Source organism: Bacillus pseudomycoides DSM 12442, from assembly GCF_000161455.1.
In the GTDB taxonomy this organism is placed as follows: Bacteria; Bacillota; Bacilli; order Bacillales; family Bacillaceae_G; genus Bacillus_A; species Bacillus_A pseudomycoides.
In genome coordinates this window covers 4,900,448-4,901,581 of the sequence record NZ_CM000745.1, presented here as the reverse complement: position 1 = coordinate 4,901,581, position 1,134 = coordinate 4,900,448, and the positions used below count along the sequence as shown (strand labels likewise).

General features: G+C 36.6%; 1 pseudogene. It reads right to left on the bottom strand.

Annotation, left to right across the window (positions count from 1 at the left end):
* Nucleotides 1–1,034 (bottom strand): annotated as a pseudogene (locus tag BPMYX0001_RS34775) (RICIN domain-containing protein); the annotation flags it as partial.
* Nucleotides 1,035–1,134: the final 100 nt, after the last annotated feature.

Below are 1,134 nucleotides of genomic sequence, written 5' to 3'. Positions count from 1 at the left end.
TATACTTGGAATACTCTTTTCCTCTGTTTCTTCCGTTGCATTCGTAGAAGTTTTAGTAACTTCTGTTTGTATTGTTCTTGAAACACTCGATTTAATTGATAGAGATGATTCTCCAAATTTCAATCCTAAGTCTGATCCAAAGCTCATTGCAAGCGTATCAGACATCTTTTTTTGATCTATCTCACTTACACCTGATTTAACTGTATATTTACTAGTGGCACCAGCAGGAATAATTTCTGAGCGTACTTTCTCCCAATATTCTTCTTTTACTAAGACATAATATGGTGAATTGTGTATTTTTGTATAATCACTCGCACCATTATCCTTTACCATGATAGATGGTATTAAAGATGCCCCAACAACAACAGAATTTGACGTTTGAGGTAATTGTTGATCAATAGCCCCACTTGTATTATAATCTGGAGCATTGGGTCTAGTACCTACAGTTGGTAAGGTTGGTAATGAAAAAGTACTGCGAGCAGCTGGAATGTGAAATAACCTGTCATTATCAGAAGGATTTGATTCATCCAAATCTACATAATCTTTATATCCATACAATTCCATCCCCCGCCCAAGATGCAACTTTCCCAGATCCTTGGTTTACAATTTCAAAATTATTATTTCCCTTGTCTCGTAAATACCATTGTTCATTAGGGNCACCAGTCCAACTCGTTTGTCGCAAACCCTCATTATTGAAAGAGGGGATATTACGAACACCATCACTACCAATGATAGCACTACCAATCCCTACAGGTTTCCACTATTTTTATTTACGATTGCATATGCTCCTCCATCAAGTGGGAAAAATACAAATTGTTCATTGTCACCACGGGCTCCATCCCATAGAACAATACCTGCATCATCAGATTGCCATCCTTTATATACATCCCAAGCTATGTTTGATTAGCTGCCAAATGAATAGTATGATATTCATTATTCGCTGGAGCTGCTGCTTGACTTGAAGGAGCCCAGATAGATAGACTCATTGCTCCTACACCTAACCCTGCCATGACTTTTTTTGATATTGATTTCATAATATTTCCCCCTAGTTTTGTCGGTAAAATCCCTACAAGATTACAAAAGATGAAATTATACTGTACATTGCTTATACTTTTATTGCGAAATAAAATCACT